This is a genomic window from Chryseolinea serpens, assembly GCF_900129725.1.
Classification (GTDB): Bacteria; Bacteroidota; Bacteroidia; order Cytophagales; family Cyclobacteriaceae; genus Chryseolinea; species Chryseolinea serpens.
In genome coordinates, this window is sequence record NZ_FQWQ01000006.1 from 167,423 (window position 1) to 192,696 (window position 25,274).

Here is a 25,274-nt window from a genome sequence, read left to right on the forward strand (position 1 = left end):
CCGTTGCGCGACCGGGTTCTAACGTTTGAAACCACTTGATTTGGCCTTAAAACAGGATATAGTAGGATTGACAATAAGGAGATTCTGCGTACCTTACCCCTTCCTAGCCAACAATCTTATGTTAACATTCCATTTCCGCCCCGCCGCGCTGCTGGGCATGGTAGCCCTGGCCGCCTTCAGCTGTAACCAGAAACCCTCGGGCGCGGCCGCTGAACACTCTACGGAAAGCTCCCTGGCCGATCTCAAGGTGCACGATGGCCTGGAGGTGACCCTCTTCGCCTCCGAACCCATGTTTTCGAACCCTACCAACATTGCCATCGACGAACGCGGCCGCGTTTGGGTCTGCGAAGCCTATAACTATCGCAGCGAATACAACATCAAAAACCCGGTAAAGAAAGAAGGCGATCGCATCATGATCCTGGAAGATACCGATGGCGATGGCAAAGCCGATAAAAGCAAAGTATTCTACCAAGGCACCGACGTGAATTCAGCACTGGGCATTGCCCTGTTGGGAAATAAGGTGATCATTTCCTGCAGCCCGAATGTGTTTGTCTTCACCGACGACAACGGCGACGATGTCCCCGATAAAAAAGAGATCTTCTTCAAAGGCATTCAGGGTCTGCAACACGATCACGGCATGCACTCTTTTGTGTTCGGTCCCGATGGAAGATTGTATTTTAACTTTGGAAACGCAGGCGTGTCCCTGCTCAATCCTGCCGGCGACACGGTCGTGGATGTTCACGGTCACAAAGTGGTCACCAACGGCAAGCCCTTCCGCGAAGGCATGGTGATGCGGTGCGATGTGGATGGAAGTCACGTGGAAGTTTTGGGAAATAACTTCCGGAACAATTTTGAAGTGACCCTCGATCCCTATGGCACAATGTGGCAATCCGACAACGACGACGACGGCAATAAGGGCACGCGCATCAATTACGTGATGGAATACGGTAACTATGGCTACCGCGACGAGATGACGGGCGCCAGCTGGGGTTCGCGCCGCACCAACATGGAGAAAGAGATTCCCTTTCGTCATTGGCATCTGAACGATCCGGGTGTGGTACCAAACGTTTTGCAAACGGGCTCAGGCTCTCCTGCCGGCATCACGGTATATGAGGGCGATCTGTTGCCCGAAGTATTCCGGGGGCAGATGATCCACGCCGAACCCGGCCACAATGTGGTGCGGTCTTATCCCGTGGAAAATGATGGTGCTGGCTATAAAGCTACGATCGTGAATATCCTGGAAGGCCAAAAAGATCAATGGTTCCGTCCCGCCGACGTTGCCATCGCACCGGATGGTTCGTTGTTTGTTGCCGATTGGTACGATCCGGGCGTAGGCGGTCACCAGGTGGGCGATTTGGATCGTGGACGAATCTACCGCGTAGCTCCAAAAGGTTCTAAATACACCACGCCCAAAACCGATATCAGCACCATCGACGGTGCCGTTGCCGCCCTGACAAACCCCAACGCTGCCGTGCGTTATCTCGGATGGAATGCGCTGGCCGCCGCCGGCGATAAAGCAGAGCCTGCGTTAGAAAATCTTTGGAAAGGAAACAACGCCCGGCAGAAAGCCCAGGCGCTCTGGCTACTCACCCGGCTTCCCAAGAGCGACGACTACCTTGCCCAGGCCTTGGGAGATACCGACGCAAACATTCGCATCACCGGCATCCGGGTAGCGCGTATGCTAAAGAAAGACATTCTGCCCATAGCCCTGAAGTTGCAAAACGACGGGTCCCCCCAGGTGCGCCGTGAAGTGGCGTTAGCGATCCGGGGCAATTCATCCGCGGAGGCTGCAGAAGTGTGGACCGCATTGGCCCAGCAATACGATGGCAAAGACCGCTGGTACCTGGAGGCGCTCGGCATCAGTGCAGAAGGAAACTCGGATGCCTATTTCAGCGCGTGGAAAAAGAAAGTGGGTGCCGATTGGAACACCCCTGCCAATCGCGACATCGTGTGGCGAAGCCGCAGTAAATATGCCATGCCGCTGCTTGCCGAACTTATCAAGAAATCCAACGACCAGGAAATGCTGCGCTACTTCCGTGCCTTCGATTTCCAAACCGATGCCTCCAAACAACAGGTGCTGACTCAACTGGTTCAGCAAAGCCAGGGTGACCGGTTGCTGTATGCCTTGAAACACATGGACGCCTCGAAACTGAAAATGACCCCGGCCATCACTACCGCGCTAAACAAAGTGCTCGAGCAAAAGAAGGGAAAGATCGAATTTGTGGAGCTGGTCACTTTATTCAAGCTGCAAAATCGCTCCAGTGATCTTCTTCAACTGGCGATCCAGTATCCCGACAGCGCGGTGGGAAAAGAATCGGCCAAAGTGCTTTTGAATTGGAACAAAATGGACCTGATGCAAAAGACAATCAATGGCAACAACAAAGACAACGCTCAGGCGATGGTGAAAGCCCTGTGGCCGTTGATGTATAATTTGAAGACCATCGCCATCATGGAATCGATCATGATGGACAGCACAAAGGACATCGAACTCCGAAAGCTGGCGGTGAAAACCTTTGGCGGGCCATGGGAAGCCGAAGATCATTTGCTGGAACTGGCCAAGGAGAACAAGATACCCGCCGATCTTCAAACTGCTGCGGGTGGTGTATTCCAAACTGCATGGCGCGGCACCTTGCGAGCGGAAGCGGCCAAATATCTGAAGCTCCCCGGCAGCAAGACGGGTACGGCCCTTCCTGCCATCGCAGTCATGGTGGAGAAGCACGGCGATGTTGCAAAGGGACAACAAGTCTTCAAAACGCTTTGCGTCACTTGTCACAAGGTGAAGGGCGAAGGCGTGAACTTCGGGCCGGAGCTCAGCGAGATTGGCGACAAGCTTCCCAAGGAAGCGCTCTACACATCCATTCTCTTTCCCGACCAAGGAATCAGCTTTGGCTTTGAGGGCTACCGGTTCAAGCTCAACGACGGCTCCTCTGCATTTGGGCGCATCGTTTCTGAAACGGAAGATAAGGTTGAGGTACAGTATATGGGCAATCAACAAACCGTGGCAAAGGAAAACATCACGTCGCGCACCAAGCTGGAAACTTCGCTGATGCCTTCCAACCTGCAATCGTCTATGACCGAAGAGGAGTTGGTTGATCTGGTCGAATACCTCAGCACGCTTAAGAAGGACGAGCGCGTTAGTAAGAACTAAGCCATACTCTCAGACACAAAAAAGAGGCTGCCCGGTTAGGGACAGCCTCTTTCTTTTTTATTCGCGCTACGCGTTTAGTTTTTCTTCTTCTTCAAGAAATTCTGGATCTTTTGTTTGGCTTCGTCCTCTACTTTTTTCTGAACATCTTCGGTAGTGACGGGCTTGGCCTTCGCTGTATCCGCGGCGGCGGTCTTGGTGGTATCCTTTTTCTTGTTGGTACCTAAAATGTCGCCGACAATTTTCTCAGCATCGGTACCTTTCACGGCTTTCTCCAGGGCTTTCGTTCCTTCTTCTTTGGCCACGTTGGTTACGGCTTCTTTCACCTGTGCCTTTTGTTCTTCAGACACCAAGGATGCTTTGGGGCTGTTGTAGTTTCCGCCCAGGGCGATCGTCACGGGAACATTGCCATTGGGATCGGCTTTGGCTCCGCCTGCGGTGTTTTTCGCAATGAAGGCATTGTACTCTGCACCGAGTTTTCCAGCGGGCACGTCCATCTTCAGGAGGTAGGCGAGCGAGCCGTCGAGGCCCGTGCTGCCGGCGACGTTGGTCTTATAGTTTCCAAACTTCACGTCGAAGGGCTTCACATTCAAACGGCCGTCTTTGATGCTGGTGGACATCAACACATCTTTCAGCGTCACCTCGTCAGAGTTTTCCAGTTTGGTGAGCGAGGTAATGCCGGAGATCAGTTTGGATTGCGTCAAGGCTGCCTGGGCGATCTTGATGAGACCGTCGCCGCTCACCGTCGCCATGTTCGGCATCATGGTGGGTAGCAGTTCGCCGCTGAGCTTGAAGTCGGTAGAGAATTTGCCATTGATCAAACCGGCGATGGGTGCATAGCTTTGCACGATCGACGACTTGTTGGCGGCTTCCTTCATCGACACGCCATCGATCTTCAGACCGAGATCATATTTGGGGTGTTTGATGTCTTTCGTATTGTAGGTCCCGTTCACCACAAAGCCTCCACCCAGCATGTTGAATTTCAATCCGCTGAGGTTAGCCACGCCGTCTTTCACGATCACATCGCCCGAGGCGTTGGTCATGTTGTAGTCCATGAACACCACTTTCTGAATATTCGATTTCAGCACGAAGTCGATATTGTCCGGCACCGGAAGCACGCCGAGGCTGGCAGTGTCGGTGGTGGTGGTCGTCTCGGTGTCGGTCATGAATTCGTTCAGGTCGAGCAGGCCGGAGCTGAAGTTCACATTTCCCTTGATCGTTTGATTCTTACCAAACACATAGCCGAGGTAGTTCAGCACAGAGCCGTTCACACTGATGTCGCTGCGTCCGATTTTACCTTCCAGTTTCTGCAGATCTATCTTCTTCGGATCGAAGACCATGGTCGCCTGTGAAAGGGTTACGGCATAGGGCAGGTCTTTTGCCGTGTATTTGAAATCCGTGAGCGACGCCGTTCCGCTGGTGGGCAGGCGATCGTATTTCTCGGCTTGCAGGTCGGAGTATTTTCCTTTGGTTTCCAGGTCGGCCTTCACCTTGCCGGCCAGGTTCATGCCTTCCACGGGGAAGATCTTGGTGATCTTTTCAATATCAATACCCCCCTTTGCTTTCAAATCCCAGGTGTAGTCGTCAAGATTTTGCAAGGCCAGGTTGGCGTTGAAGCGTTCGCCGTCCATAAGCATGGACAGGTCTTTTACGGTGATGAACGTCTCTGCCATTTTACCAGAGGCATTCTTTATGGTGGAATTAAATTTCAGGTCTTCGATCGGAATGGGGAACTGTGAAGACTTCACATAACCATTGGCCAGTGACATGGACGCATCGATGGCCGGAATAACTTTCTTCAAGCTGTCATAAACGCCTTTTGCGCTGAGATTAAGGGCATAGTTACCTTTCATGTCCAAACCTTCCATGGGGAACATCTTGCTCAACTCCGCCAGGTTTAGCTTAGCCATCACGTTGGCATCGATATTGGTCGGATACATTTTGGTGATGAGCGCCTTGGCATCCACAGGGTTGGTGCCAAAATCGAGGTGAAGCTTCTTCAAGTCGATCACGGTGTTGTCGATCACTCCGTCTTTGTTGTCGACCAGCAGGTCTACGTTGATGTTGTTGATGGGGGTGGGCAGGTCGGGATATTTGAACATGGCGTCTTTCACCAACAGGTTCACGTTAAAGGCGGGCATCTGCTTATCGCTGTAGGTGCCTTTCACAAAACCGTTGAAGGCCAGCTCTCCCTTGGTCTCGATGTTGTCGAAGCTTTTGGTGTACATACCGGGTACGAGCGAGAGAAGGCTCTTGAATGAGTTCTCGGGGCTCTTGAACGAGATGTCCATGCCAAAGTCTTTTTCATTCATCTTGAACCAGCCGTCGAAGCTCATGGCAAAGTCATTGACCTTGGCAGTGTTTTCTTTGAAGGTGTATTTGGTATACTGTTCGGCAATAGAGATCACGGCGTCAATTTCCACATGTTTGTCCGTCAGGTACATCGTGCCGCCATAGCCTACGTTTACGGTGTCGGCGATGGTTTTTGTTTGCAGGTCAAAAACATCCTGGGTGAAGTCGCCGCTGCCCGAGTGGTTCAGACCTTTCAATTCCATGTAGAAGGGAAGGGACTTGTCGTCATACACCAACACGCCGTCCTGGATTTCCCAGTGGTCGATGCCGAATGAAAATTCGCTTGAGCCTTCTTCCGTTTTCGCGGTGTCGGACGAGGGGATGGCGATGTCGTAGTTGGCGCGGCCGTCTTCCATCACGATCACGTTGATCTTGGGACGCACCAGGGTGATCCCTTTCAACCGCAGCTGACTGCCGAAGAGAATTTCTTTCAGGTTCACCTCCACTTCAAATTTCTCGGTGGCAAAAAGCACGTCGCCTTCAAAGGGCGCGCGATTGATCACGCCCAGGTCGTTCAACTCGGCCGTGATGTTGGGAAAATTCCGGAAAAGTGTAAGATTAAATTTGTCGACGTCAAACATCACATCGGCATTCACCGACTTGGCCAGTTCCTTTTTTATAGCGGCCTGGATGTCATCTTTAAATACAATAGGAATGATAAAGGCAGCAGCCAGGATCAACACAACCAATCCACCGATAACAATAAAGGTCCATTTAAGCGCTTTTTTCATATATGAGATATTGTTTTTGAATAACGATTCAGGGGTTAAAGTTACTAAAGAGAAGGTTAAATCTGCCTAACGGAACGGCATGTTAAAATCGTGTGCAGGTCGTTCAAAGATTTTCTTATTCTTTTACAGGCTGTTAGGCGGGCTACGGCGGGTCAAAAAAGCTTGAGGAACCAGTCCATCATTTTGCGCACAGTGGCCGTATAGGGCGGGTAAAACACGTTGGCGGTGGTGAAGCCCTGGCGCTGTTTCATCACGGCCTTCTCGTTCGAAAAGGCCAGAAAGCCCGCATGCCCATGCGATTTGCCGATGCCGCTGTTATTCACACCACCAAAGGGCAAGTCCGGATGCATAAAATGAACGCCACAATCGTTCACGCACGCTCCGCCCGACGATGTCTCTTCCAGCACACGTGTCTCTGTTATTTTATCGTTAACAAACACATACAATGCCAAAGGCTTCTGTTTCCCGTTGACGATCGCCAGGGCTTCGTCGAGATTGTCGTAGGCCAGCACGGGCAACACCGGGCCAAAGATCTCTTCCTCCATCAGCCGCGCCTGCAATGGCACGCCCGTGAGAATGAGCGGGTGAATAAAACGCGATGCCGCGTCCATCTTTCCACCAAATTCTATTTTCGCCCCTTGCTCCAGGGCATTTTGCACCATGTCGTGGAGACGGTCGAAATGTTTTTGATTGACGATGCGGCAATAGTGCGCTGAGTTCTCGAAGGACTCGCCTTTTTCGGTGAAAAGCAGTTGGGTTTGTTCAATCAATGCTTTCGTAAAATCGGCCGCCATGGTCTTGTCTACGAGCACATAGTCGGGGGCGAGACAGGTTTGCCCGTTGTTCAGGAACTTGGTGAAGGCAACGCGTTTGGCGGCGTCTTTCACATGGGCCGACGCGGTCACAATCACAGGTGATTTGCCCCCCAACTCCAGGGTCACCGACGCCAGGTTTTCGGCGGCGGCTTTCATCACCACTTTGCCAATGGCAGGACTGCCCGTGAAAAAGATGTGCTCGAACGGAAGCTGCAAAAGCGTCTGCGAAACTTCCGGGCCTCCTTCCCACACCGACACCATGGCGCCATCGAAGATCTCGTCGGCCATCTGGCGGATCAGTGCCGACACGTGTGGCGTGAGTTCCGAAGGTTTTATCACCACGGCATTCCCCGCGGCCAGCGCCGACACGAGGGGCCCCACGCAAAGACTGAAAGGATAATTCCAGGGCGACAGGATCAGGCATACGCCACGCGGTTCGTATTGAATAAAAGAACGTGTGCCCAGCAGCGTGAGCGGCGCATCGATCTTGGTTGGTAGCGTCCATTCCTCCAGGTTGTCCAGGGCGTGCTTCAGTTCGGCGAGCACGTGGTAGATCTCGATCGCATCCACCTCCGTGGGATTCTTCCGAAAATCGGCATACATGGCCTCCTGGATATCCCGGCGGTGTTGGTGTATCCAGGCCCTGAGTTTTTCCAGGCGGGCTCTCCGGTTTTGGATGGGCTCTGTGCGCAGGCTTTTGGCCGCGGCCTGGTGACGGCGGAAGTCGTCGGCAGGGGAAATTACTGCCGGGGTGGGAGCGATGGCTTGCATCCCTCAAAATAGCCAAAAAACCACCACTTCACCTCATACATTACGGCCAGGTTATTTAACATGGATATTTGTTAAGTATATATTAACTTTAGTAACAGAGATTTAACATTAACGTAACATGAGGAGTTGGGCAGTTATTTTCTTTATCCCTTTTATGGCTTTTGGCCAGGGACAGGAAAGTGCGCAGACCTCCCGTCTCACCTATTACTTCACCCTCTACAGCCAGGCCGATGGCCCCACCACCGTGGATGTGGACGCAATAGCCGATTTTGCTAACAAGCTCGAACAAAAACGTACATCGTTCCGCAAGGAAAAAGACTTCCTGGAATATCTCTTTGTAAAAACCCATCGCCAGTTCCTCAAGACCTATGTGGAGCAGTCTTCTTTTCGCGACCTGACAGAGAGCAAAACCTACAATTGTCTTTCGGGAACGGCTTTGTATGCCTTGCTGCTGGACCATTTCCAAATTCCTTACCGGATCATGGAAACCAACTATCACATTTTCGTATTGGCCACCACGGCCGAGGGTACGGTGTTACTGGAAGCGACAGACCCGTTGCATGGTTTTGTGGATAAGGACAAATTTGTCGAGGCGAGGATCAATCAATACAAACAAAATGCCCTTCGCGATGGCGCGCCTTCCAAGACGTATTATAAGTACGAAGCCAATCTTTACAACGAAGTGAACCTCGATCAACTGTTGGGATTGTTGCATTATAACTTATCCGTCGTGGCCTTCAATGCACGCGAGTTTCCCGGGGCTGTTCAGCACTTGGGCAAAGCGTTGGATCTTTATTCATCGCCGCGCATCGAAGAGTTTTCGCGCATCCTCATCCTTTCGGTTGTGGCGAGCGACCTGGATGTGTCGGTAAAAGAAAAATATTTGCGCAGCATCCAATCGCTCCGCAAGAAGCAACTTGCCGTGACGGCCAGCGTCCAGTAAAAAAATCCAGTCTTAGTTCTCCAGAATGCGCAGCTCCACGCGACGGTTCAAGCGGTGGGCTTCCGGTGTGTTATCCCGCGACAGCGGCTGGCTTCCGCCAAAGGCTTTGGTTTTGATGCGGGCCTTGGCAATGTCTTTTTCCACCAGGTATTTCTTCACCGCGTCCACACGCATCTGCGACAGCTTCAGGTTTTCTTTTGGATCGCCCTGAAAGTCGGTGTGACCCTCCAATTGGATCACCATCTTTTTGTTTTGCTGCATCATGTTCAGCACGGCCTCCAATTCGGAATTCGAATCGGGGCTGAGCCGCGCCTTGCCCACTTGGAAGATGAGGTTATCGAGGCGGATCACTTTTCCTACTTCCGTGGAAGGGGCTGAGCTGCCCGCGGTGAGTTCGATGTCTTTGATCACGTTCCTTCCGTCTTTCGCTTCGGCGGGATCGAGCATGTATTTGGCCACCGAGTAGCCCGGGGCCTCCACGATGATCGAATATTTTTCGTTGCCGAACATGGGAAAGGAATACGCATTATTATTGAGCACACCAACCTTGTTGCCGTAGGGCAAGCTTTGGTAGGTGATGCGGGCCGTCACCGGTTCTTTGGTGCTGGCGCTTAGGATTTTTCCTTGGGCTACGATCAGACTGTCTTCCGTTTGGCAAAGGGAGCACGTGGTGATGAAGAAAAGCGGGAATACCAGCTTAAAAAATTTTCTTCCCATATAGGTTTATGTTTAAGATTATAGTTTCAAAATCTTGAATTCAACCCTACGGTTTTTCTTTCTACCCTCTTTTGTTTCGTTCGACTCTGTAGGTTTGGTTTCGCCAAAGAACAACACGGTCATGCGGTCTTTGGGTACGCCTTTGTCACTAAAATATTTCATGACCGCTTTTGCTCTCCGCTCCGACAGGCCGAGGTTGTATTGCTCGGGACCCGATGTATCGGTGTGACCGGAGATCTCAATCTGCATGTTCGGTTTATCGGTCATTAACGTAACCACGCGATTCAACTCAGGGAATGATTCTGACTTGAGAGTGGCTTTATCAAAATCAAAGAACACGTTGTTCAGCACAATCGTGACATTCTCGGCGATGGTCGCCACGGCGATCGGATCGAGGTTGAAGTTTTTATCAATCACCTGGTCGGCTTTAATATCGCGCGTGTCGAGGTTTTGACTTTCCGAAAGTTTTCCATCGGCTTCTGCGCGCAGGCCATAGAGGTGGCCGGCAGGAAGTCTGATCTCATACTCGCCGGTTTCGGGATTGGATTGCGCTATGCCCACGCCTTTGCCATCGGGCAGGCGTTCATACACGATCTTGGCGCCCAAGGGTTGGCCGGTGGTTTTGTCGATGATCTTGCCGCGAACCGTGACCCACGGTTCCGGATTTTTGATAATGGGCAGCTTCACGCGGAAGATGTCGGTGTTGGTTTCGCTCACGCCACGGGAGTAGTAGGCAAACTCGCTGGATGCGGGGATGTTGAAGAAGAGGTCTTCCAGGGGTGAGTTGATTTCCGGACCGAGGTTTTCGGGTTCGGACCAATTGGTCCAGGTATCGTCCAGGCGCTTGGACACGTAGATGTCGCTGCCGCCGTAGCCGCTAAAGCCGTTGGAGGAGAAGTATAAGGTCTTGTCGTCGGAGGCCAGGAATGGGGCGGTTTCTTCGTTGGCGGTGTTCACCACGTCGCCCAGGTTTTTGGGTTCGGTCCAGCTGCTATCCTGTTTCAAGAAAGAAACATACAAATCACGGCTGCCTTTTGTATCCTCGCGCTCTACCGACATGAGCAATGTCTGGCGGTTGTCGGTGAGAAAGTAGTTTGCCTTTTCGTTGACGTTGTAGTCGTTGTCGATGTTCAGCGCCTTGGGTTTGGACCATTGGCCGTTCACGTTGGAGCTGATGGAAACACCGGCTTCCATCTTGCCATTTTTGTTATACTTGTTGCCGAGCAACATGATGGCCGATTTGCCATCGGGTGTCACCGAGCGGATGGTGTTCACAAAGTTGGGGCCGGCGTTGTTGAACTCGCGTCCCATGTTCTGGGCCAACTGCCAGTGACCTGCCGAATCCAATTGAGAATACCAAATGTCTTCCTTGTCGTTCACCCCACCGACGTTTTGCGGGTGGTTCTTACGGCTGAAATAGAGTGTCTTTCCATCGGGCGACAGCAAGGGGTTTAACTCGCTGTACTCGCTGTTCACATTTTTGTCCAGGGCTTCGATGAGGATGCCGGAGGCCAGCAGCTGCATGGTGGGGATGTCCGCGATGATGGGGTAGTTGGAATCGGAGATCGCCACGGCGTCGATGCTGTAATAATCGGGCACGGCGGCACCATCGAACTCGATCTTGATGGCGGCTACTTTATACGATGTGGGATCCATGAACAAGTTGAGCATACGGCCTTTGAGGGGCACAGCGCTGGGGTTGAGTGTGTTCACGACATATTCTTTGCCGGCTTCGTCATAGGCCAGCACGCGGTAAATGGCGCTGGGGTTGTGTGATTCGGCGATGGCGATCTGACGGATGCTGATGGGGTTGTCGAAACCCAGTTTCAGGAATTCTTTGCGTTTGGGTTTGTCGGGGGCCCAGGCGTTTGGACTTTGGCCACCGGCCGGCAGCACGTTGGGCTTGCCCAGGGCCTGTTTAGCCGAATATTGGACGGGTGTTAGCTCTGACGAAAACTCGATAACTTTGGATGCCCATTGAACCACTTGGGCTTTTGATGTAAGGGTTATTCCCGCCAATAAGATCAGGGAAAGTAGAAAACGCTTCATGCACACGTCGGGTTAGAATTTCTAGTTTTAAACTTAGCTAAAAAAATCAAATTTCGGCCCAAAACAGTACATCAAAAAGGAATTAAAATCCTATTGCCCAATGTTTGAGCCCCCCGAGCCTTTACCGATCCTTTATTCCAGCGAGTGTTTGTTAAACAACAGGAAACCTACGTGTAATAAAATCCCCACCTGGTTCTCCTTGTCATCGTAGTAATTGACGCAAAGGCTGAGGGGTCCGATCGGTGAGTGGAAGACAAGATTGGCAGAGCCTGCAAAGAAGATCGTGCTCAGGTCTGCCACATTCACGGCGTCCTGGTTCGTGTCTTCCCTCAGGTATTCCCAGGGTTTGAACAAATAAGCTTCTACCCGGAAATCGAGCTTACTTCGAAGGGAAAACACGTTGCGTATGCCCCCGGCCAGGTAGTTGAACGAGCGGAAGTTTTGCAGGATAAGCGTCCGGCTGTCTTGTATGGGGAAGAAGGAGGGCGCATTGATGATGGTGCCAAAGTAGTTTTGGAAGGTCGGCTGGTTGGAGATCACTCCCTCCACCAGGAAACCCAGTTTGTACCAGCCGAAGTTCACGTACTGTTCGGCCGATCCCCTGAGCCGGAACCAGGAGTGGTGGAGCGACACGGGCTGCGTTTGCACCGACGTGTTGCCCGGTGTGAACCTTTCTTGTAAGGAAAAGTACTCGCCGGAAAACGAGTACGCTCTTCCCGCGGAGGCGTATTGCCGGCGGTTCAACGTGTTGGTCGAGAAACTCAGACCGGTTTTATACCCGCTCAGCCGGAGCTCGTCCAGTTTGTCGGTGCTGATAAAAACTTCTCCATTGATGTAACGGTCATAGGTGCTGATGCCCTCCATGCTCAAGATGGCCTTGAACGAATTTTTTACCGGCACGCCAACGTGCACACCATACTTCCGGTTGATGCGCCGCAGCACGGTGGGGTTCGAGGGCGACGACACGGGCTCCAGGAGATCGTCGTTGTTCAGGTAGTTCCAACTGTCGAACGCCACAAAGGGCTCCACATAAAATTGGTAGGGGAAGTCCAGACGCATTTTGATGAGCGCCGATTTATAAAAGTTTCCGGTTTGAAAGCCGACCGATGTGTGGGTTAATATTTTATTAAAAGAATAATAATTCAATCCCAGGAAAACGTTGCTGATGTCGCGCGTGGCAATGACGCCGCCGAATCCGATCTGGAAATTTTGCTGGGGCCGCCGCGTGAGTTGAAAATTGAAATTGTTCTTCTCGTGGTTGTACAGTATTCCCGGGTAGGTGTTGCTGAAATAATCCTCCGACACCAGGTTGAAATAGCCTTTTTTGATTTCGCTGTAGGTAAACTGATTTTGATTTTTCCGGTTGCGGAAGATCGCGCGTATATACCCCCGTTGGTTCGAGTTGTAGCCTTTGAAAAGCAAGGCATCAAAAGCCATGGGCACGTTCTTGTTGTTGAATCGGGTGCGTTTGGCCATCACATCCTCGCAGGTGGTCCGGGCGGCGATCTTCTGTTTGATCTCGGGCATCTGGCGCATCGTTTGTGCATAGCCGCTGTCGATGAAGCTTTTCACCTGCGCGAAATCGTAGGACGTGAAGCCTTTCAGGTTGGGCTGGATGTATACACCGTTCTTCGGAATGCGCTTGGGGTCCGATTTGTCGAGCAGCAAGTAGAGCAGGGAGTGCGAGATCAGCCGCTCGTCCTGATCGTAGGGATACTCGTCAAAGATCTTTCCCGACACGTTCACACCCACGATGACGTCGGGTTTGAAATCGCGTTGGGCCACGTCTACGGGGAAGTTGTTGTAGACCCCGCCGTCGAAAAGATACTTGCCGTCTACGCGGATGGGGTTATAGAAAAAGGGAACGGTTTGCGTGGCGCGAAGGGCGTCGCTGAGCGAACCCTTGGAAAGGATCACTTCGTTTTGGGTGAAAATCTCGGCCGCCACCGCCCGGAAGGGTACAAACAAGCTATCGAAGTTGTTGCGCGAGATGGCCGAGGCTTGCGCCATTTTTTCGGCCAGCACAAAATTGAGCGACACGTCGTTGGCGATGCTGGAGTTGAGCTGGAAATTGAAGGTGGAGTCGAGCGCCAGGTTCACTTTCAGGAACTGTGGCGTTTCCTCGGGACGATGGTAGTAGTAGTTGTAGCCGGTTTCGGGGAGGCCGTTGATCCAACGCAGGAATTGCTCGGAAAGCACCAGGTCTTCGATGGCCGAAGGGCTCATGCCGGCGGCGTAGCACCCCCCGATGATCCCCCCCATGGACGTGCCGACCACGTAGTCGACGGGAATTTCATTTTCTTCCAGGGCTTTCAGAACGCCCACATGGGCCAATCCCTTCGCAGCGCCTCCACTGAGCACGAGCCCCACGCGCTGAGCGTGGGCCAGAACTGCCGCAAAGAGAAGGAATACCAGTAGCGCGTGTCGCCTCATGAAACATTTGTTTAGCAAAAAAAGCTAAGAAATGCACATGATCTCCAAAGAGGAGCAAATAAAAGAAATGAGACGAAAAAGATTTTAAAGTGAAGCGATCGGATCCTGCTTCTGTTCCGGGAACGGAATAGCCTCCAGTTTCTTCACGAGGTTCTCCTTCACCTTGTTGAAGTCGGCCACATGGTCTTTCTTCACCGGTTCGGAGGGAGGAAGCTCTACGCGCAGCGCGTCCACTTGCACACCGTTGCGCCAGAAGCGATAGCAGAGGTGCGGGCCGGTGGCCAAGCCTGTGCTGCCCACATAGCCGATGGTCTGGCCTTGTCTCACGCGTGTTCCGGCACGAACGCCGTCGGCGATGCGCGACATGTGGAGGTATTGTGTGGTATAGGTGCCGTTATGGCGTACTTTCACGTAGTTACCGTTGTTGGATTTGTATTGTGCTTCTTCTACCACACCATCGCCCACGGTACGGATAGGCGTGCCCACGGGAGCAGCAAAATCGGTGCCCAGGTGTGCCTTCCAGCGTTTTTGTACAGGGTGAAAGCGGCTCATGGTGTAGCGCGAGCTGATGCGCGTGAATTCGATGGGATATTTCAAGAGCGCCTTACGGGTGCTTTTGCCTTGATCGTCGAAGTAGTCAACGCCGTCGCCCTGGTCGAAGGGGAATGCGTAATACGGGCTGCCAAAGTGTTCGAAGTAAATGCCGTTGATCTGTTTGATGCCTACGGATTGTCCTTCCACCTGTGCTTCTTCATAGATGAGTTTGAACTTGTCGCCTTTTTGGAGGCGCTGGAAATCTACCTGCCAGCCAAAGATGTCGACAAATTTATTAGTGAGTTCGTGGGAGATGCCCAGTTCTTCGATGGTTTCGCTAAGGTTGGAGCGGATCTCGCCGGCAACACCTTTTTCGACGATCACCACTTCGCGCTTGTGCACGTCTACCTTCAGCGAGTCGCCAAAACGGAAAACGATGTATTCAATAGGGTTGGGTTCATACACCAGCACCTGGGCCGTCTTGGCCGAGTCCTGGTTGCAGAGCAGTGTATATTTTTTGTTGGGAGCGATCTTGCGCACATCGAAAATGCTGCGCGAGATCTGCGACACCTGGTGGATCAGCTTAGCCGGCACGTTGTAGGCCGTTAAGATATCGCCGAGGCGCTCGTTGCGTTTGATCTTGTCTTCGATGATGGTGTAGTTGTCGACCACCATCCCATAAAGGATGCTGGGTTCTTTCGGGACAACCACCTGAGCGGTGTCGGCTTTAGCGGTTTCCGTTTCTACCAGGGTGGGGAGGTAATACCTGTTGACGAGGACGACTGCTACGGTGAGCAGGGCAATGATTAAAAATCCAAACCAGCGTTTTTTCTGCATGAGGGTCTTGTCTTTGAGCCTTTCGGCGTTAAAAAATAGAGTGACAAAGATACAAAGTTTAAAAAATAGACCTAGGCGATGTAAGAAACGCCTTGTAATTCAAATATAACGGATTGTTTCAGAATTAAAAATCTCACTGAAGGGGTCTTAACCCTTCTGGATCTGCACATTGTCCAAAAAATACCTCACCCCTGAAATGTGCGAATTCAGAGTTAAAACATCATTTTGAAGCCAGCTCGGTGAACTTCTTTTTGGCGCTGTCCAGGAACTTGACGAACTGTTTGACATCCTTCTTATAGCCGTAGGGCGACACCAACACTTTCTCGTCGTTGCCCTCCAGAATATAGAACGGCTGGGCATTGTTGTTCAAGTTGGTGATCTGAAGATCAGCATTTTGCTTGCCGATCGTCTTTTTCACCTTGTTGTCATATTTAGAGGTATACCATTGCGACTCGGGGAGTTCGGTTTTGTCGTCTACATATAGAGCCACGACCACGAAGTCGTTTTGGAGTCTCTTCAGTACCTCGGGATCGGACCAAACCACCGCTTCCATTTCGCGGCAATTGGTGCAGCCATGACCGGTGAAGTCTATAAAGAGTGGTTTTTTCTGTTGACGGGCGCAGGCCAGGGCCTGGTCGTAGTCAAAATAGCCCTGCAAACCGTGGGGCAGGTGTAGAAATTCGGCATACTTGGGTTCGTCGCAAATCTGATTTGCCTTCGTATTCTGTGAGATCAAGTCAAAGTCGTGTGTGTAAAGGGGTGGCAAATATCCCGCAAGGGCCTTTAAAGGAGCGCCCCACATGCCAGGAATGAGGTAAACCAAAAACGTGAAGGAGACCATCGCCAGCATCAGGCGAGGAACACTTACCCGTTTGTCTTCGACGTCTTTGCCCGTATCGCCGGGAAGCCGGAAGGCCTTCATAAGATATAGACCAAGCAAAGCAATGATGACAATCCAAATGGCAATGTTTACTTCTCTATCCAGTATTCTCCAATGAAAAGCCTGGTCGGCGATGCTGAGGAACTTAAACGCAAGACCGATTTCAATAAAGCCCAACACCACTTTCACGGCGTTAAGCCAGCCACCCGATTTGGGCAGTGTACTTAACCAGCTTGGGAAGAAGGCAAAAAGCGTAAACGGAATGGCAAATGCGAGTGAGAATCCAGCCATGCCAATGACGGGTTTCAGAACCTCGCCGCCGGCCGACGACACCAGGATGCTGCCCACCAAAGGACCCGTGCAAGAAAACGAGACCAGCACAAGTGTAAACGCCATAAAGAAAATGCCAACCCAGCCACCCTTTTCCGATTTCTGATCCATCTTGTTGATGAACGTGCCGGGCAGCGTGATTTCAAACAAGCCTAAAAAGGAAAGGCCAAAGACGATGAATACGAGAAAGAAAATAATGTTCGGTAGCCACTCCGTTGAAAGATGGTTGGCGGTTTCCGGACCCATGAGGGGTGCAACGGCCAAGCCGATCACCGTGTAAATAGCAACAATGGAAAGTCCGTAGACGATGGCATGCATTTTTGTTTTGCCTCCGCCCGTGAAGAAGCTTACGGTCATGGGCATCATGGGGAAAACACAGGGCGTTAGCAAGGCCACCAGACCTGCCACAAATGACAACAGAAAAAAGCCAAGGAAAGAATTCTTCGAAGGATCGTCTTTGATCAGAGAAGGATCAAATTGCGGACCTTTGTTTTTGCCGTAAGCCAATTTTGGTGAAGCATGGCCAACGGTAGCGTTAGCTGCGGAGTCAACTTTTGTTGTTGCTGGCGTTGTTTCCGTCGCAGCTGCTGTTACCGTTGTTGGTTCCGGGGAGGGAACCTGGGCTTCGGTTTTTATCTTTGCCGGTGTGGGGTTGGCGGATTTTTCACCGGAGTTTTTTTTTTCGCCTTGTACTTTGATGGGACCGACCATAAAATCGCCACCCACTTGTACACACACCTCGGAGCATGCCTGCCCGCCCCAGCTTCCAATGATCTTCAGGTCGGGCGACAGTATTTTGATCTTTTGGCGAAACTCGCCTTTTCCAATAAACACCCTCACATCGCAGTCGAAACTTTTATCGTGCTCTGCCTTATCGCCAACTGCCGTCAATTTGCCCACCAGGCTGAAGCTGGGGTGTTTCTCAAATTTCAGCGTCATCGGAATGGGGCCGCAGTCCTCATCAAAGCCTACAGAATAAAGATGCCAGTCTTTATCGATCGTGGCTTTAAACACCAATTCGATTTCATCGCCGACGGCCACGGCTTTGGTCGGTGTTTCCACGATGAGCTTCGCAGGCTCCAAAATCTGCGCCTGACTCGCGCCAAGGAGGGAAACACTAAAAATGAGGCTGTATGCAAACCGTTTCAACATGGGATCAAAGATTTTCGAGTGCTAAAATAACGAACGGTTTCTCAAAAAAGTTGATGCCACTCGTGTAAAGGTATTCCAGGCGACATTTCTAGACGTCTATTTCCACCTGGTGTTTCAGGATATCGTCCAGCGTTTCGCGTTCGCGGATCAGTTTGGCCTCGCCGTTGATGACCATCACTTCGGCCGGCCGGAGCCGCGAATTGTAGTTGGAGGACATGGAAAAGCCATAGGCGCCCGCGTTTTTCAGGGCCAGGACATCGCCTTCGCGCACCTCGTTGAGCTTGCGATCGGCCCCAAACGTGTCGGTTTCGCAGATATAGCCCACCACGGTATAGACCTTGTTGCCGCCCTTGGGATTGGAGACATTGAGAATGTGGTGATAGGAATCGTACATCATGGGGCGGATGAGGTGGTTGAGCCCCGAGTTCACCCCCACAAAGGTGACGGTGGGTGTGGACTTCACGATGTTGGCTGTCACCAAAAGTGTTCCGGATTCGCTGACGATATATTTTCCCGGTTCTATCCACAGTTCCAGTTTGCGTCCGTAGTGCTGGCAGAAGTCGGTGAATATTTTGGTGAGCTTCAGGCCCACGTCGTATACGTTGGTCACCATATCGCCTTCCTTGTAGGCCACTTTGAAGCCGCTGCCAAAGTCGATGAATTTGAGATCGGGGAAATCGTTGGCAACGCTGAAAAGGATCTCGGCCATTTTCAGGAAGATATCCGTTTCCGTGATCTCCGAACCGGTGTGGACGTGGAGGCCGTGAATGATGATGCCGTATTTATCCACCACTTCGCGGATCTGCGGAAGCTGGAAGACCGAAATGCCAAACTTCGAGTTGCTGTGGCCGGTAGAGATCTTATAGTTGCCGCCTGCCAGGATGTGCGGATTGAGGCGGATGCCACAAGGGTAAGTGTTCTTGTACTTCTCACCAAACTTTTGAAGCGACGACAGGTTGTCGAGGTTTATGCCCAGACCCATGCTGACGCCTTCCACGATCTCGCTGAAGTCGACACCGCTGGGTGTGAAAACGATTTCGTGTGGGGTGAAGCCCGCCTTCAGGGCGATGTGGGCTTCCTGGAGGGAAACCACTTCGATGCCCGCTCCATTTTTCCGGATCAATTTTAAGACGGAGAGGTTGGTGAGGGCCTTGGCGGCGTATTTGATATTTACGTCCGTGCCCGAAAAAGCATTCCGGAGGCTTTTGATCTGGTCGGCGATCTTGTTGGCGTCGTACACATAGAGGGGTGTTCCGAATTGCCGGGCGATGTCCAGCACGGGAAGGCCTTGGATCGAATAGGTTCCGTCTAACAGTTCCATTGGTAAAATTAAAAGTGTCAAATATACCGCACCGGGTCTTATATTCTGCGTTCCCCTTATTTAATTTGCCGCATGCAATTATTTTTCAGGGAATACGGCGCAGGCCGGCCGCTCGTTATCCTCCACGGACTGTTCGGCTCCAGCGATAACTGGCTAACCCAGGCCAAACTTTTCTCCACCCAATTCAAGGTATACACCGTCGACCAGCGCGATCATGGTCTGTCGCCCCACAGCACGGCCTTCGACTATCCCTCGATGGTGGCCGACCTCGCTGAATTTATCGACGCACACAACATTCAAAACCCGGTGATCATCGGGCACTCCATGGGCGGAAAAGTGGCCATGAATTTTGCGTTGGCGCATCCCGACAAGCTGGAGAAGTTGATCGTTGTGGACATTTCACCCCGGCTCTACGACCTGGAACACTACGTGATCGTGAAGGGATTGAACGCCATCCCCATCCAAAGCATCGGCTCGCGCAACGAAGCCGACGCCTTGTTGGCCGAATACGTGCCCGAATCCGACGTACGTCAATTTTTACTAAAAAATCTGCAACGCAAAGCCGAGGGTGGATTTTCGTGGAAGATCAACCTGCCCCTCATCAGCGCCCAGCTCAGCAACATTGGGGTGGACCTTCAGGTGCAGGGAACGTTTGAAAAGCCCACGCTTTTTATCCGCGGCGTTCGCTCGAAATACGTGCCCGACTCCGACTGGCCAAAGATCACCAGCATCTTCCCCAACGCCCGCCTCGAAACCATGGAAACCGGCCACTTGGTGCAGGCCGAAAAGCCCCAGGAGTTTGTGAACGTGGTAACGCAATGGTTGAACGCATAACCCAAACCCTTCATGGAACGCAAAGCCCTTCATAAAGACGGCCCTGTATTTTCGCGCATCGTAGTGGGCGCCTGGCGCTGGAACATCGCCACGGAAACGGTGGAACAACTTATTCACAAGGCGCTGGACGTGGGCATGACCACGTTTGATCACGCCGATATTTATGGTGACCACAGCAACGAAGAGATCTTTGGCCGGGTGCTGAAACAAGATCCCGGGCTGCGGCAGAAGATGGAGATCGTGTCGAAGTGCGGCATTAAGTTTCCTTCGGCCAAACGGCCCGAGTCTTGGGTGAAGCATTACAATACGTCGAAGGAGCATATTGTTTGGTCGGCCGAAAATTCGTTGAAGATGCTGGGCACCGACCGGCTCGACCTGTTGCTGATCCACCGGCCCGATCCTTTGCTGGACCCCGAGCGGGTGGCCGAAGCATTTTCTTCGCTCAGACAAAGCGGCAAGGTGCTGCACTTTGGCGTGTCCAACTTCACGCCCCCGCAGTTTGAAATGCTGCAAAGTTATTTGCCCTTTCCGCTCGTGACCAACCAGCTCGAAATTTCCATCACCCACCACAGTCCTTTGTTCGACGGCCATGTGGATGTGCTCATGAAGCACCGCGTGGCGCCGATGGCCTGGTCGCCTTTGGGGGGAGGTTCGCTGCTGGGTCAGCACCTGGAGCAGATCTTTTCGAAGGCCCCGGCCTACCAGGCAACACCCGCGCAGCTCTCCCTGGCGTGGTTGCTGCGACACCCGGCATCGATCTTCCCCGTGATTGGCACCACCAAACCCGAGCGTGTAGCCGAAAGCGCCAAGGCCACTGACATGCATCTGGATATTCAGGATTGGTTTGAGATGTTGAAGGCGGTTCAGGGGCGAGAAATGCCTTAAAGAGTCAAAGTATTTTATATTCGCGTTGCGTTATTTTTTTCGAACCATTCCGTGGTTTCCTCCGTTTAATTTAGCTTGACCTTTTCCCAACACGATGGGGTCGATTATTCGATTAGTTCCCGGTTTCTCTTTTAGTTTATGTATTTTCTTTTTTAGTTGTACTGCAACAATAAGCCGTACATTTTTGTATTCTTCCTTTATTACCCTTCATGGCCAAATCAACAGCGAAAAAGAAATTTGACACTACGGGCCACGATGTCATCGAGATTGTCGGTGCCCGTGAACACAACCTGAAAAACATTTCCGTCAGCTTTCCGCGCAACAAGCTTGTGGTGATCACGGGCATCAGCGGAAGCGGCAAATCGTCGCTGGCCTTCGACACGATCTATGCCGAAGGGCAACGCCGCTACATGGAAAGCTTCTCGGCCTATGCGCGCAGCTTCATGGGCAACCTGGAGCGCCCCGACGTGGACAAGATCAATGGGCTGAGTCCCGTCATTTCCATCGAACAAAAAACCACTTCACGCAACCCACGCTCCACGGTGGGCACCGTCACGGAGATCTACGACTTCATGCGCTTGCTGTTTGCCCGCGCCGGCGAAGCGTTTTCCTATATTAACGGCGAGAAGATGGTGCGCCAGTCGGAAGACCAGATCCTGGATTCGTTGCTGACGCATTTCAAAAACAAAAAGCTCGTACTGCTGGCACCGATCGTCAAAGGACGCAAAGGGCATTATCGTGAGTTGTTTCAACAGATCCGCAAGTCGGGCTATACCAAAGTGCGTGTCGATGGCGATGTGCAGGAGATCACGGCCAAGATGCAGGTGGACCGCTACAAGATCCACGACATAGAAATTGTAGTCGACCGCATTGTGGGCGACGACAAAGACCGCGCGCGCATTGGGCAATCCATCAACAAATCGCTGAAGGAGGGTAAGGGCATCATGATGGTGATGGAGGAAAATGGAAAGGTGCATCACTTCTCCAAATTTCTGATGGACCCCAAAACCGGGCTGGCCTATGATGAACCGGCGCCGAATACTTTTTCATTCAACTCGCCTTATGGCGCCTGTCCCACCTGTAACGGCCTGGGCCAGATCGAAGAGATCACGGAAGCTTCGGTCATTCCCGACAAATCGTTGAGCATTAGCCGGGGTGGCATTTTGCCGTTGGGAGAATATCGCGACATCTGGATCTTTAAAAAAATAGAATCCATTTTGAAGCGGTATAAAGCCACGTTGAGCACGCCCATCAAAGACATCCCAAAAGATGTGATCCAGATCATGCTCTATGGCGACGATGTGCCGGTAGCGGTGTCGTCGGTGAAATATCCGGGTACGGAATGGAATACAAAATTCGAAGGCATCATCAGCTTCCTGGAAAAGCAACGCGATGAAGGCTCGGAGGCGATCAAGAAATGGGTGGAGGATTTCACCATCGTAAAGACTTGTCCCGAATGTCATGGCATGCGTCTGAAAAAAGAGTCGCTTCATTTCAAGATCGACGACAAGAACATCGCCGAACTGGCTATGCTCGACATCACCGCGCTGCAGAAATGGTTCGAGGGTTTGGAGAAACGCCTCAACGAAAAGCAACGGGTGATCGCCACGGAAGTGTTGAAAGAGATCCGCAAACGCATTGGCTTCTTACTCGATGTAGGGCTTGACTATCTCAACCTAAACCGGCCCATCCGCACGCTGAGCGGCGGCGAATCACAACGCATCCGCCTGGCCACGCAAATCGGAACCCAGCTGGTGGGCGTGCTCTATATTTTGGATGAACCCAGCATTGGTCTGCACGCACGCGACAACGTGAAGCTGATCAAAGCGCTAAAAGATCTCCGCGACCTGGGCAACTCGGTGGTGGTGGTGGAGCACGACAAGGACATGATGCTGGAGTCGGACTACATCCTCGACATCGGTCCGGGTGCGGGCCGGCATGGTGGTCATGTGGTAGCGGAGGGGGTGCCGGAAGAATTTCTGAAAGGCAACAGCTCCACGTCGAAGTATCTGAACGGCAAACTCAAGATCCAGATCCTTCATGAGCGGCGCAAAGGCACAGGCCAAAAAATAAAGCTCACACAGGCGAGCGGCAACAACCTGAAAAATGTGGACCTCACCATACCGCTGGGCACACTCACGTGCATCACCGGCGTTTCGGGAAGTGGCAAGTCCACGCTCATCCATGAGACGTTGTTCCCGCTGCTCAATCAATATTTTTACAATTCGCGCACCGAGCCGCTGGCGCATAAAAAAATCGAAGGACTCGAGTTAGTCGATAAAGTGATCGAGGTTGACCAGTCTCCCATCGGTCGGACGCCGCGTTCGAATCCCGCCACCTACACCGGTGTGTTCTCCGACATCCGCGACTTGTTCTCGCAATTGCCGGAGGCCAAGATCAGGGGCTATAAAACCGGGCGGTTCTCCTTCAACGTGAAGGGTGGACGCTGCGAGACCTGCGAAGGTGCCGGCTTGCGCCTGATCGAAATGGAATTTCTTCCCGACGTCTACGTGCCGTGCGAAACCTGCAAAGGCAAACGCTACAACCGCGAGACGCTGGAGGTGCGCTTCCGTGGAAAGTCCATCAGCGACGTGCTCGACATGACGGTGGAAGAAGCGGTAACGTTTTTCGAAAATCAACCGAAGATCCTCCGGAAGATCCAAACCCTTAGCGAAGTGGGCCTGGGCTACATCTCCCTGGGGCAACACGCCACGACGCTCTCTGGCGGTGAAGCACAACGCGTGAAACTGGCCACCGAACTTTCAAAGCGCGACACGGGAAAAACATTTTACATCCTCGATGAGCCCACCACCGGCCTCCACTTCCAGGACATCGCTCACCTGCTGGATGTGCTGCAGAAGCTGGTGGACAAAGGCAACACCGTGCTGGTGATCGAACACAACATGGACGTGATCAAGTCGGCCGACTATATCGTGGACATGGGTCCCGAAGGCGGCGAGAAGGGCGGGCGTGTCATTGCCCTGGGAACGCCGGAAGAAGTTTCGAAGAACCCCGCCAGCTACACCGGGAAGTTTTTGAAGCTTGAATTGAAGGCCTGATCGTGTGAAAAATTTTATCCCGGGCCCCGAAAGGCAAGCGACCGATCTTTTCACACGGGTCGTTGCGTTTTCGTTTTTAGTGGGCATCGGCTTGAGCTTTAAACTCTGGGTTTCCGATCGGCAGTTTCCACTCGTGCCCGCGCATTCCTTTTTTCTTAGCGTGCTGCGACCCATCGATGGCTTCCTGCTGATCGTGCTCGCCGGTTCTTTGATGGCTCTGTTGTTCACCAAAAAACAAGGGGTGGTCGCCGTCATGCTGACATCGCTCATGCTGCTGGTGGCGGAAGATCAGATGCGGCTTCAACCTTGGGTGTATTTGTATTTTCTCATCTTCCTTCCCTTTGCTTTTTCGCAACCGTCCACGGATGCAAGCGCGCTCTCGCGATACCTTCAGTGGATCTTTGTGGCGTGCTATCTTTGGAGTGGCGTGCACAAGATCAATCCCAATTTTATCGACAAAACATTTCAGGATGTGCTGCGGAATTTGTTCAGCGTATCACTTCCTGAACGCTATAAATTTTTGGGTTATGTTATCCCTTTTATTGAGATAGCCGTCGGCTTCCTGCTGGTGTTTATCAAAACCCGGAAGACCGGTGTTGTTGCCGCAGTCGGCACGCATCTTTTTATCCTGCTGTATTTAAGCCCGCTGGGCATCGGTGGCAACTATGTGGTGTATCCCTGGAATGTAGCGATGATGTCGGGTGTTATTTTGCTTTTCTGGCGAAATGAGGAGACACTTTTCGCGTTTCCCAAGACCACCGTGTGGCGCGCGCTTCAGCTCGGGTCGTTTGTGCTTCTATTTGTGCTGCCGTTGTTGAATTTGGCTGGTCGTTGGGATCATTATTTATCGTTCTCGCTGTATGCCGACAAGACCCACCATTTGTTTATCGCCATCGAGGAAACGGAAGCAAAAAAATTGAATGGCCTCTACAGCAACTATGAGGTGACGTTGCCCGGGGTGCAGGGCGGCCGCATCATTGGCGCCGATCAATGGTCGATGGCCGAACTCCACGTGCCCGTCTATCCGGAGACACGGATCTTCAACACCATCGCGCGGCAATTTTGTCGGCACGATATCCCGGAAGGAAAAATGGTTTTTATGGAATGTCAGTTGCCTCTTTCGCGGAACGCGCTCCAGACGTTTGGATGCGACCTGATCCGTCACCCTAATTACACCAACCCTTGATTTGCATTTTTGACGGAAGCCAGTAGCTTGCACCCTATCTCCCCGCTATGAACGCACGAACCCGACAATATCTTTTCGCCTTCATTTTTTTTGCCGTGGGCATCTACCAGCTCACCCGGCACGATGCCCTCGAGGCGTCGCTTTATATATCGGCGGCGACAGCCTTTGTGTTCAACAGCCTGGCCATGGAGCCGCGGCTGTTGGCCTATAAAAAGGGGCTGGTCATCACCACCTGGGTGCTTATCATCGGCACCGGCCTCCTCCTGCTGTGGCTGGTGCAATTCAAGTACCTCTAACCAT

The 25,274-nt window shown here is 52.2% G+C and carries 15 protein-coding genes; 7 read left to right on the forward strand and 8 right to left on the reverse strand.

The annotated features are described in order from the left end of the window. The first annotated feature begins 118 nt into the window (after nt 1-118). Nucleotides 119-3,148, forward strand: a complete 3,030-nt coding sequence (locus BUB30_RS32150; RefSeq protein WP_073142768.1) for a PVC-type heme-binding CxxCH protein — start codon at nt 119-121, stop codon at nt 3,146-3,148. Between the two features lie 74 nt (nt 3,149-3,222). On the opposite strand, the gene BUB30_RS32155 is transcribed toward BUB30_RS32150, so the two are convergent. After that, nucleotides 3,223-6,228, reverse strand: coding sequence for an AsmA family protein (locus tag BUB30_RS32155; RefSeq protein WP_073142769.1), 3,006 nt, complete (start codon nt 6,226-6,228; stop codon nt 3,223-3,225). A 152-nt stretch (nt 6,229-6,380) separates the two neighbouring features. After that, nucleotides 6,381-7,814, reverse strand: coding sequence for an aldehyde dehydrogenase family protein (locus tag BUB30_RS32160; protein ID WP_073142770.1), 1,434 nt, complete (start codon nt 7,812-7,814; stop codon nt 6,381-6,383). Between the two features lie 118 nt (nt 7,815-7,932). Between BUB30_RS32160 and BUB30_RS32165 the strand changes: the two genes are divergently transcribed. Next, nucleotides 7,933-8,757 carry a hypothetical protein gene (locus BUB30_RS32165; RefSeq protein WP_143165173.1) on the forward strand — a complete coding sequence of 275 codons (825 nt, stop codon included), beginning with the start codon at nt 7,933-7,935 and terminating at the stop codon, nt 8,755-8,757. Between the two features lie 12 nt (nt 8,758-8,769). Here BUB30_RS32165 and BUB30_RS32170 read toward each other — a convergent pair whose 3' ends face one another. From BUB30_RS32170 to lysA, 6 genes are all read right to left on the reverse strand, one after another. Next, nucleotides 8,770-9,474, reverse strand: a complete 705-nt coding sequence (locus BUB30_RS32170) for an OmpA family protein (RefSeq protein WP_073142779.1) — start codon at nt 9,472-9,474, stop codon at nt 8,770-8,772. Nucleotides 9,475-9,492: 18 nt separating this feature from the next. After that, on the reverse strand, nt 9,493-11,523 hold the full coding sequence (locus BUB30_RS32175) for an OmpA family protein (RefSeq protein ID WP_073142786.1): 2,031 nt from the start codon (nt 11,521-11,523) through the stop codon (nt 9,493-9,495). Between the two features lie 132 nt (nt 11,524-11,655). Continuing rightward, nucleotides 11,656-13,956, reverse strand: coding sequence for a patatin-like phospholipase family protein (locus BUB30_RS32180; protein WP_073142787.1), 2,301 nt, complete (start codon nt 13,954-13,956; stop codon nt 11,656-11,658). A gap of 84 nt (nt 13,957-14,040) precedes the next feature. Continuing rightward, complete coding sequence (locus BUB30_RS32185; RefSeq protein WP_073142788.1) at nt 14,041-15,327, reverse strand: peptidoglycan DD-metalloendopeptidase family protein; 1,287 nt, start codon at nt 15,325-15,327, stop codon at nt 14,041-14,043. Nucleotides 15,328-15,547: 220 nt separating this feature from the next. Further along, complete coding sequence (locus tag BUB30_RS32190; RefSeq protein WP_073142789.1) at nt 15,548-17,689, reverse strand: protein-disulfide reductase DsbD family protein; 2,142 nt, start codon at nt 17,687-17,689, stop codon at nt 15,548-15,550. Nucleotides 17,690-17,777: 88 nt separating this feature from the next. After that, the gene (gene lysA / locus BUB30_RS32195) at nt 17,778-19,010 is read right to left on the reverse strand and encodes a diaminopimelate decarboxylase (RefSeq protein WP_073142790.1); all 1,233 of its coding nucleotides are present in this window, start codon (nt 19,008-19,010) and stop codon (nt 17,778-17,780) included. Nucleotides 19,011-19,082: 72 nt separating this feature from the next. Here lysA and BUB30_RS32200 point away from each other — a divergent pair, with 72 nt between their 5' ends. From BUB30_RS32200 to BUB30_RS32220, 5 genes are all read left to right on the forward strand, one after another. After that, nucleotides 19,083-19,844 carry an alpha/beta fold hydrolase gene (locus BUB30_RS32200; protein ID WP_073142791.1) on the forward strand — a complete coding sequence of 254 codons (762 nt, stop codon included), beginning with the start codon at nt 19,083-19,085 and terminating at the stop codon, nt 19,842-19,844. Between the two features lie 12 nt (nt 19,845-19,856). Next, nucleotides 19,857-20,729, forward strand: coding sequence for an aldo/keto reductase (locus tag BUB30_RS32205; RefSeq protein ID WP_073142792.1), 873 nt, complete (start codon nt 19,857-19,859; stop codon nt 20,727-20,729). 209 nt (nt 20,730-20,938) lie between these two features. Beyond that, nucleotides 20,939-23,788 (forward strand): excinuclease ABC subunit UvrA, encoded by a 2,850-nt coding sequence (gene uvrA / locus BUB30_RS32210; protein ID WP_073142793.1) that lies wholly within the window; start codon nt 20,939-20,941, stop codon nt 23,786-23,788. A 4-nt stretch (nt 23,789-23,792) separates the two neighbouring features. Next, complete coding sequence (locus BUB30_RS32215; protein ID WP_073142807.1) at nt 23,793-24,974, forward strand: MauE/DoxX family redox-associated membrane protein; 1,182 nt, start codon at nt 23,793-23,795, stop codon at nt 24,972-24,974. A gap of 47 nt (nt 24,975-25,021) precedes the next feature. Further along, entirely contained in the window at nt 25,022-25,270 is a 249-nt protein-coding gene (locus BUB30_RS32220; RefSeq protein WP_073142809.1) for a hypothetical protein, read from the forward strand. Nucleotides 25,271-25,274: the final 4 nt, after the last annotated feature.

Excerpts from the sequence above, each read along its gene's own strand:
- BUB30_RS32150 (WP_073142768.1), top strand. The coding sequence starts at position 119 with ATGTTAACATTCCATTTCCGCCCCGCCGCGCTGCTGGGCATGGTAGCC.
- BUB30_RS32155 (WP_073142769.1), bottom strand. The coding sequence starts at position 6,228 with ATGAAAAAAGCGCTTAAATGGACCTTTATTGTTATCGGTGGATTGGTT.
- BUB30_RS32160 (WP_073142770.1), bottom strand. The coding sequence starts at position 7,814 with ATGCAAGCCATCGCTCCCACCCCGGCAGTAATTTCCCCTGCCGACGAC.
- BUB30_RS32165 (WP_143165173.1), top strand. The coding sequence starts at position 7,933 with ATGAGGAGTTGGGCAGTTATTTTCTTTATCCCTTTTATGGCTTTTGGC.
- BUB30_RS32170 (WP_073142779.1), bottom strand. The coding sequence starts at position 9,474 with ATGGGAAGAAAATTTTTTAAGCTGGTATTCCCGCTTTTCTTCATCACC.
- BUB30_RS32175 (WP_073142786.1), bottom strand. The coding sequence starts at position 11,523 with ATGAAGCGTTTTCTACTTTCCCTGATCTTATTGGCGGGAATAACCCTT.
- BUB30_RS32180 (WP_073142787.1), bottom strand. The coding sequence starts at position 13,956 with ATGAGGCGACACGCGCTACTGGTATTCCTTCTCTTTGCGGCAGTTCTG.
- BUB30_RS32185 (WP_073142788.1), bottom strand. The coding sequence starts at position 15,327 with ATGCAGAAAAAACGCTGGTTTGGATTTTTAATCATTGCCCTGCTCACC.
- BUB30_RS32190 (WP_073142789.1), bottom strand. The coding sequence starts at position 17,689 with ATGTTGAAACGGTTTGCATACAGCCTCATTTTTAGTGTTTCCCTCCTT.
- lysA (WP_073142790.1), bottom strand. The coding sequence starts at position 19,010 with ATGGAACTGTTAGACGGAACCTATTCGATCCAAGGCCTTCCCGTGCTG.
- BUB30_RS32200 (WP_073142791.1), top strand. The coding sequence starts at position 19,083 with ATGCAATTATTTTTCAGGGAATACGGCGCAGGCCGGCCGCTCGTTATC.
- BUB30_RS32205 (WP_073142792.1), top strand. The coding sequence starts at position 19,857 with ATGGAACGCAAAGCCCTTCATAAAGACGGCCCTGTATTTTCGCGCATC.
- uvrA (WP_073142793.1), top strand. The coding sequence starts at position 20,939 with ATGGCCAAATCAACAGCGAAAAAGAAATTTGACACTACGGGCCACGAT.
- BUB30_RS32220 (WP_073142809.1), top strand. The coding sequence starts at position 25,022 with ATGAACGCACGAACCCGACAATATCTTTTCGCCTTCATTTTTTTTGCC.